Annotated in this window: 9 protein-coding genes; 7 read left to right on the forward strand and 2 right to left on the reverse strand. The window is 36.5% G+C overall.

Annotated elements, in window-relative coordinates; translation table 11 throughout:
• The 6 genes from AC1DRF_RS11930 to AC1DRF_RS11955 all read left to right on the forward strand — a co-directional run.
• On the forward strand, positions 1-552 hold a 552-nt coding region (locus tag AC1DRF_RS11930; RefSeq protein WP_477740809.1), incomplete at its 5' end, for an ABC transporter ATP-binding protein.
• Entirely contained in the window at positions 545-1,534 is a 990-nt protein-coding gene (locus AC1DRF_RS11935) for an ABC transporter ATP-binding protein (RefSeq protein WP_043981897.1), read from the forward strand. The genes AC1DRF_RS11930 and AC1DRF_RS11935, both read left to right, overlap by 8 nt.
• A 259-nt stretch (positions 1,535-1,793) precedes the next feature.
• The gene (gene ybaK / locus AC1DRF_RS11940) at positions 1,794-2,276 is read left to right on the forward strand and encodes a Cys-tRNA(Pro) deacylase (RefSeq protein ID WP_043982614.1); all 483 of its coding nucleotides are present in this window, start codon (positions 1,794-1,796) and stop codon (positions 2,274-2,276) included.
• Between the two features lie 175 nt (positions 2,277-2,451).
• Positions 2,452-2,736: a DUF5316 family protein gene (locus tag AC1DRF_RS11945; protein WP_043981900.1), complete on the forward strand. Its 285-nt coding sequence runs from the start codon at positions 2,452-2,454 to the stop codon at positions 2,734-2,736.
• 656 nt (positions 2,737-3,392) lie between these two features.
• Complete coding sequence (locus AC1DRF_RS11950) at positions 3,393-4,739, forward strand: MFS transporter (protein ID WP_427076314.1); 1,347 nt, start codon at positions 3,393-3,395, stop codon at positions 4,737-4,739.
• Positions 4,740-5,024: 285 nt separating this feature from the next.
• Complete coding sequence (locus AC1DRF_RS11955; protein ID WP_477740810.1) at positions 5,025-5,993, forward strand: extracellular catalytic domain type 1 short-chain-length polyhydroxyalkanoate depolymerase; 969 nt, start codon at positions 5,025-5,027, stop codon at positions 5,991-5,993.
• Positions 5,994-6,128: 135 nt separating this feature from the next.
• On the opposite strand, the gene AC1DRF_RS11960 is transcribed toward AC1DRF_RS11955, so the two are convergent.
• Together AC1DRF_RS11960 and AC1DRF_RS11965 are read right to left on the reverse strand one after the other, a co-directional pair.
• A complete protein-coding gene (locus tag AC1DRF_RS11960; protein ID WP_016763750.1) occupies positions 6,129-6,284 on the reverse strand; it encodes an aspartyl-phosphate phosphatase Spo0E family protein in 156 nt (51 codons plus the stop codon).
• A gap of 492 nt (positions 6,285-6,776) precedes the next feature.
• The gene (locus tag AC1DRF_RS11965) at positions 6,777-6,917 is read right to left on the reverse strand and encodes a hypothetical protein (RefSeq protein ID WP_013082747.1); all 141 of its coding nucleotides are present in this window, start codon (positions 6,915-6,917) and stop codon (positions 6,777-6,779) included.
• A gap of 512 nt (positions 6,918-7,429) precedes the next feature.
• Between AC1DRF_RS11965 and AC1DRF_RS11970 the strand changes: the two genes are divergently transcribed.
• Positions 7,430-8,307: aldehyde dehydrogenase family protein (locus AC1DRF_RS11970; RefSeq protein WP_477740811.1), on the forward strand; the 878-nt coding region annotated here is incomplete at its 3' end.

Raw genomic sequence — 8,307 nt, forward strand, 5'->3', positions numbered from 1 at the left:
AAAGAGTATCCGCATGAAATTTCCGGTGGAATGAGGCAGCGCATTATGATTGCGATGGCTTTAGCCTGTGAGCCAAAGCTTCTTATTGCCGATGAGCCAACAACAGCTTTAGACGTAACCATTCAAGCGCAAATTCTTGACCTCATGATGGATTTAAAAGACAAGCTCAACATGGGCGTGCTTTTCATTACCCATGATTTAGGCGTTGTAGCTAATATTTGTACAAAAGTAGCCGTGATGTATTTAGGACAAGTGATGGAAGAAACGGACGTTAAAACGCTGTTTTCAAAGCCGCTTCATCCTTATACAATGGGCCTAATTAAGTCGGTTCCTCACTTAGATGGCGACAGAACACAAGAGCTTTCGTCCATTCCGGGAACGGTTCCGCCGCTTTCAAACGTGCCAGACGGCTGTCGTTTTGCACCAAGATGCCCGTTTGCAACGGAAAAATGCCATAAAGAAGTACCTGTTTTAGAGCATGCCGATGATACGCATCGCATTCGGTGCTGGCACTATGAAAAAATTCAAGAAGGAGAGGTTGCGTATGTCTAGTGAAGCAAAGCAGCAAAGCGCCAAGCCCTTGCTTGAAGTTCGCAACCTGCAAAAATATTATCCGGTTCGTTCTGCTTTAGGGAAAGCAAAAGGCCAAATCAAAGCAGTTCAAGATTTATCCTTTGATATTTATGAAGGCGAAACGTACGGATTAGTAGGTGAATCTGGCTGCGGGAAAAGTACAGCGGGGCGCACGCTTTTAAAATTAGTAGAACCAACGGGCGGAGAAGCACAGTTTAATGGAGAAAGTATTTTCGAATCTAAAGCATCACGCTTACGAACAATTCGTAAAGATTTACAAATGATTTTCCAAGATCCACATACTTCCCTTAATCCAAGAAAAAAGATTGGTGCTTCCATTCAAGAAACATTAACAATTCATAATGTAGGCGCAAAAAGCGAACGAAAGCAGCTTGTCATTGAGTTATTAAAAAAGCTTGGATTTAACGAAGAAGATTACAACCGCTATCCGCACGAATTTTCAGGAGGTCAGCGCCAGCGCATAGGCATTGCGCGTTCATTGATTTTAAACCCCAAGCTTATCATTTGTGATGAGCCGGTTTCAGCACTGGACGTATCCATTCAAGCACAAATCTTAAACTTACTGCGCAGTTTGCAAAGAGAAATGAAGCTTTCATATCTTTTTATCTCCCACGATTTAAGCGTCGTAAGACATATTGCAGACCGCGTTGGTGTGATGTATTTAGGAAGATTAGTAGAAGAAGGGCCAACAGATGAGATTTTTTCAAATCCTCGTCATCCTTACACAAAACTTCTTTTGTCATCTGTCCCGGCAATTCACGAACATGAAAAACGCGAAAAAATTGAGGTTAAAGGTGAAATTCCTTCGCCTCTTAATCCACCTTCAGGCTGTGCGTTTCATAAAAGATGCCCGTTCGCATTTGACCGCTGCATGAAAGAAACACCTGAAGATACAGTGATTGACAACAAGCATAAAGTAAAATGTCATCTTTATAGTTAAGGTGAAAAGCTGTAGCGATAGAGAAAACAAACGTATTGATGCAGCAGCACAATCGAATAGATAGAAATGGAAAAAGTCACTAGTGCCTATAGTGGCTTTTTTGTGTGAAAATAGCGGATTTAAAGGGTGGTGAAAAGTCATTATTCAGCGTATTAGATTCATTTTTATATAAAAGATATAAATAATCCTTACTAACCTATCTATCCTAATATATGGAGATATGAAAACAAAACGTGTTATGATGGTATCGGTGATAATTATGGGTAAAAAAGCAGATAAAACGAATGTCATGCGAATTTTGGATCAGAAAAAAATTGTGTACAACTATTATTCTTATGACACTAAAAAGCTGAGTGGGGTACAGGTAGCTACTTCGCTCGGAGAGGATCTTGCTAAAGTCTTTAAGACACTGGTGACCGTAGGGAAATCAAAAGAACATTATGTCTTCATGGTACCGGTTGAAAAGGAGCTTGATTTAAAGAAAGCGGCAAAAGCGGCTGGTGAAAAGTCCTTAGAAATGATTCCTCAAAGAGAGCTGTTACCTCTTACAGGATATGTTCACGGCGGGTGTTCTCCTATCGGAATGAAAAAGCAGTTCGAAACCTTCATTGACTCTACAGCAGAAAACTGTGAAACGATTTACTTTTCAGGTGGACGTGTAGGTCACCAAATACAGTTAACGTTAAGTGACTTATCAAAAGTAATTCGATTAAGTTTAGCAGACATCACAAAAGATAGTTAAAATGTAGTTCCCTTGAGCGAAACGTACTCAGACATGAGCGTTTCGCTTTTTTAGTTCCCTTAATTACTGTCTTTTTATCTGTTAAAACAACAAAATAAAAGTAAAAATATAGAAAAAATGATATTATATAGTTAATATGTGGAAAATTTATAAAAAGGCTAGGAGGAAGACAAAAATGATTAAATCAATTATTGGCGGGTTCATTTTATCTTTTATTCTTTTATTAGGATGTACAATAGCAAACGTAAATTCAGAAACAGTATTTTTTGTAGCGTTCATTATACTAGTAGGGCTAGCCATTATTATATCTGGAGCAGCTGTAAGCGGTGATCGAATGAGAGCCAATCTGGCCACGGAATCAAAAACGGACAAGAAGTGGAGAATTAGAAATTCTATAAACCTTATGTTAGCTGCGGCTCCAGTTCTCGGCGTATTTCTTCTCATTCATTATTTTATATAGTTTGGTTTCCAAACAACAAGCTTAGGTGAAAAATATCTCGGGATAGAACGCTTTTTATGTGAATTTAAAATTAAATGAGCCAAATTAAGGTCGCCAATGCAACAAAATTATAGAGCATCCATGGCTGTATATATAATAAGAGATAAGATTAAAATTCGATAATTATCTTAAATTTAGGTTAGAGCTTAGTACAAGTTATGTTTATTCTACATATTATGTAAATGTAAGCAGCTTACACTCACAAGTTGATAAGAGTATTTTCTTAACCATGTTCTCATTTAAAGAACATGGCTTTTTTTCTGTTTGTCATATAAATTAGAAAGCCGAACTTTGTAAAATTTTTGTATAAATAATTAGAAAATATTATATTTTCTAATAAATCAATAGTACAATATATAAATGGAAGGGAGGATTAACACTACATATGTAATAGACAGCCGCCGCTTTTAAAACCACTTATTTTATTATCTATAGATGATACTGAAATGAATTATCCAACCTTTTTTAAGCGCTCTCATTATATAAGTAATTGGTTGAACAKGTTTTATAGAAAGCAATACAATCTAGCTGTTTAAAAAGATTTGCTGGTAAATTACTTGCTACTTCATGTTACAGGAGAACCAACATTAAGCACTCAAAGAAAAGAGGGATCACTCATGGCTCATACCAGTGAAGCTACAAACAACAGGCGTGTTACAAGTAATATTTTTAAAGGATCTGTTGGGAATTTAATTGAATGGTACGATTGGTACGTTTACTCTGCTTTTGCCGTCTATTTTTCATCGCAATTCTTCCCGGAAGGTGATTCAACAAGTCAGCTCCTTAACACAGCGGCAATCTTTGCCGTCGGTTTCTTAATGCGTCCAATCGGAAGTTTATTAATGGGACGCTATGCGGATCGATATGGTCGTCGGGCTGCGCTTACCTTATCTATTACCATTATGGCGAGCGGTTCTTTTATTATCGCCTGTACTCCTAGCTATGGCACAATAGGGTTATTATCTCCTATTATTCTAGTACTAGCGCGTTTGCTGCAAGGAATCTCCTTAGGAGGAGAATACGGAACTTCTGCAACTTACCTTTCTGAAATGGCAAGCAGCGGGCGAAGAGGATTTTATTCAAGCTTTCAGTATGTGACGCTTGTTGCTGGTCAGCTGGTAGCATTAGGTGTTCAAATTATTCTGCAAAACGTTCTTAGTGAAGCAGATATGATTTCATGGGGCTGGCGTATTCCCTTTGTCATTGGAGCCATCGGAGCGCTAAGCGTTTTATGGCTGCGCCGTACAATGGATGAGTCAGAGCAATTTTCTAAAATGGACGCTGAAAGCCGTGAAAATGCCGGAACTATTAAAGCACTTATGAAGCATCCTAAAGCAGTGTTGACCGTTATTGGCTTAACATTAGGAGGAACGGTCGCTTTTTATACGTATACAACATATTTGCAAAAATTTATGGTAAACAGTGTAGGACTAGATAAAGGGGTCGTAAGCTGGATTAACTTCTGTGCACTKCTTGTATTTGTTGTCATTCAGCCAATAGCAGGTATGCTATCAGATAAAATTGGACGCAGACCGCTGTTAATGAGCTTTGGTATTTTAGGAACATTATTGACTGTACCGCTGTTTCTTTTTATGAAACAAGCACATAACCCAGTCATGGCTTTTTTATTAATGACAGTTGGACTTATCATTGTAACAGGCTATACATCTATTAACGCTATTGTAAAAGCTGAGCTTTTCCCAACAGAAATTCGAGCTCTTGGTGTAGGATTACCGTATGGACTTACAGTTGCCATATTTGGAGGCACAGCAGAATTTATCGCCCTATGGCTAAAAAGTATTGGCCATGAATCAATTTTCTTTTTCTATGTAGCAGGGTGTATTGCCATCAGCTTTCTTGTTTATTGGCGTATGGGAGAATCCTCTAAAGATTCATATATAGAATCTGAGCTCAAGAAAGAGGACAAAGGAGACAATGTACCGCCAAATAATATCAGTTTTTAATTTTGGTTAAATAAATAATCGTTTGATAACATAAAAAAGGACGGGCTTTTATAGCCAGTCCTTTTCTAGTATTCCGCGCGTATACATGTATTAAACGTACTAAGTGACTGTTCTTGCTATAGAATTCTTTTTTCTATAGTTTTGCATTATGAATTTGTACGACTAAAGCATGAAGAGGAAAATAATTACAGGCATATAAAAAAGATCAGCGCCATAATAAAAGGATTATTTTGTGATATAACGAAATAGAGAGTATACATCAGAAATAGAGAGAGGGTAAACTTCGTGAATACTTTATGTTCCTTTTTTATGAATCCAGTTTTAAGCGCTTCAACGTTTTTAATAGAATTACAGAGTGCGTTCTTTCGTCCTATTTGGAAAGAGTATAATTATGATGATTACTTTACCTACAAGGTATATGTTCCAAGTACATATACTGGGTTAAGTAAAGTACCATTAATCGTTATGCTTCATGGATGTCAACAAGATGCAGATGATTTTGCTGCGGGTACGGAAATGAATAAGCTAGCGGAAGAAAAAGGCTTTATTGTTCTTTATCCTCAGATGAATTACTTTGCTAATTCCAACGGGTGCTGGAATTGGTTTTATGAGTATAACCAGTTTCGCGGCAATGGAGAGCCAGACATAATAAAAGATATGATTGATCACATAACCGCTAAATATGCGATTGATTCTACTAATATATACCTTGCTGGTATGTCAGCTGGAGGCTTTATGGCAAATGTGATGGCTATTGCTTATCCTGATGTATTTAAAGCGGTAGGCATTCATTCAGCAGGCAGTAATGCTTATGCTGTAGATCTCATCACAGCTGGAGAAGTCATGCTATATGGATCTCTAAATCCTGAACTTGACGGTGATGAAGCTTATAAAAAAATGGGACCTTATGCACGGCCTGTTCCCATCATTACGTTTCACGGTCAATCAGATACAACAGTCAACMCAATTAATGCGTCTACATTAATTCAGCAGTGGATTTATACATATAAGAATTTCGGTATAAACCTACATGAAAATGCTGCTTTTTATACGTCACAAGACAACGAAAATCATTATAGCTACATAATGTCTGACTACATAGATGCAGAAAAAAAAATCTGGATGAAAAAAATTATGGTAGAGGATATGGGGCATGCATGGTCAGGAGGAAACGACAATGGATCAGATACTGATTCAAAAGGTCCTAATGCTTCAAAAATGATGTGGGACTTTTTTGAAGCACAGAATGATTAAATAGAGTATGAACGCGCGATCAAGATGTACTGCTAAATAACATCAGCCTTCATTTTTTTGAAACAAATAATTGTCTACCAACAGCAAAAAAGGATCTTATCGAAAGATCCTTTTTCTGTTATCAACGAACATTTTTTAACAAGTAGCTTCAAACCGATTTAACAATACATCGAGATCCTGACTGATTTTAATCGTATTACTACTTGTAAATCCTTCTTCTAGGGCAATCATCATCATCATTTTTCGTATAAATTCTATCTTTATCAGCAGTAGTCTACATTTGAAACACATTAAGTTTCCTCCGCTTGCCACGTCATTTTAAAGGCTTAAATTATTGAATTATTTATGTAAAAATGGTTCCAATCTAAAAATAGAACCTAAAAAATATAGTAACAAATAGATAGTGTCGAAGTCTGTCGTATTTTGAATTCAGATATTTTCATTTAAAAAGAATTAGCTCTTAAACGTTTTGCTGGAAGCTGTGCTCTGTCTTAATTGTGATTGTTCCACCGGTTGTAAATAACTCACGGAGTAACAGAGCTTACTCTGTTTTGCGGACATAGGCATAATCCGATTACATTTAGGCATGTTAACATAAGATTGGACTTATTTAAGTTAGTTAACTTTAAACCAAAACATATCTTTTCTTCATTTATTAGTTTCTGTTTAACTATTTATGGCTATCAGGTACTGACAAATAAAGATAAATGATAGGTGAGGGCCGTTTTTAACCGCTATAGACTTTGTAAAAAGCGCAACAAAAAAAGCGTCTGTTAAGACGCTTTATATATAATACATATACTGCTCTTCTTTATTAACATTTGTGGTTTCATGGATTATTTCTTCCGGGATATTGGACGTCCGATTAGTAAAAAGCATAAACAAAGCAATAATTGATGCCGCAAAACCTAAAGTAACAATCACAATAAATCCCTCCCTTTAGAATATATATTCTACTTTTATCTTCATTTTCCTATATTTATTATATACCCTTATTTTATTTTCTCAACACATAGAACAAAAAGAGTAGTGCATCTCCTCAATATCTCCCTCAAAATAAATATAATCAAGGGAACTTAAAACTCCCATTTTCCCTAAAAAAGTAGGAAGCCATAAATTTTTTTTGTATGGGGGACATAAATCATTAACATTATTAATCGTTGAGATAACTTTTTTGTATTGTACGAATGAAAGAAATTTATATATATTAAAAATACAAAATATTCATTAAATTATATGATGCTTTGGTTTTGAGTCGAAAAGAGAAAAGCTGCTGCTTTAAAGGCAACAAGTTTAAGGAAGTTACAAGCGATATAAAAAGTTATAGAAATGGATGTATCTAGAATTCTTTTTGCTCAGATATTCACAGATTTTTCATTCGTAAAAAAGACTGAAAATTTTGATAATAATTTCACTTTTATTAAGGGGGACTTTTTATGACAACAACGGTATTAAATGTATCAACTTATTCTTTTTATCTTAACGGTGAGTGGAAAGAAAGTAAATCAGGGCAGACAATTGACATTGTTTCTCCATACCGTCATGACGTGATTGGAAAAGTGCAGGCTATCACAAAAGAAGAGGTCGATGAAGCAGTACATGCCGCGCAAAAAGCTCAGAAAGGGTGGACAGAAATTTCTCTGCAAGAACGTGCCAAGTATTTATACAACTGGGCGGATGAGCTGGTAAAAATGCAGAGTGAAATTGCCGAAATTATTATGAAAGAAGTTGGAAAAAGCTTAAAAGATGCAAGGAATGAAGTAGTGCGCACAGCAGATTTCATTCGCTATACAGTTGAAGAAGCCCTTCATATGAACGGAGAAAGCATGAAGGGAGATAGTTTTCCTGGCGGTTCTAAGTCTAAAGTTGCTATTGTTGAACGCGTACCTTTAGGGGTTGTACTCGCAATTCCTCCTTTTAATTATCCGGTAAATTTAGCAGCTGCTAAACTGGCGCCTGCGCTTATTTCAGGAAATGCAGTTATCTTCAAACCTGCAACGCAAGGAGCGATCAGCGGTATTAAGATGATTGAAGCTCTTCATCAAGCAGGTATTCCACAAGGTCTTGTAAACGTCGTAACGGGCCGCGGATCTGTTATTGGGGATTATTTAGTTGAACATAAAGGTATTAACATGATTTCATTTACCGGGGGAACAAATACGGGTACTCAATTAGCTAAAAAGGCAGGCATGATTCCTCTTGTACTAGAACTTGGAGGAAAAGACCCGGGTATTGTATGTGAAGATGCAGATTTACAAGAAGCAGCAAAACATATTATAAGCGGAGCATTTTCTTATTCCGGTCAGCGCTGTAC

It is taken from the genome of Priestia sp. P5_B4 (assembly GCF_056400385.1).

Bases quoted from the DNA above. Each gene is read 5' to 3' on its own strand.
- AC1DRF_RS11935 (WP_043981897.1), top strand. From the start codon at position 545: ATGTCTAGTGAAGCAAAGCAGCAAAGCGCCAAGCCCTTGCTTGAAGTT.
- ybaK (WP_043982614.1), top strand. From the start codon at position 1,794: ATGGGTAAAAAAGCAGATAAAACGAATGTCATGCGAATTTTGGATCAG.
- AC1DRF_RS11945 (WP_043981900.1), top strand. From the start codon at position 2,452: ATGATTAAATCAATTATTGGCGGGTTCATTTTATCTTTTATTCTTTTA.
- AC1DRF_RS11960 (WP_016763750.1), bottom strand. From the start codon at position 6,284: ATGTGTTTCAAATGTAGACTACTGCTGATAAAGATAGAATTTATACGA.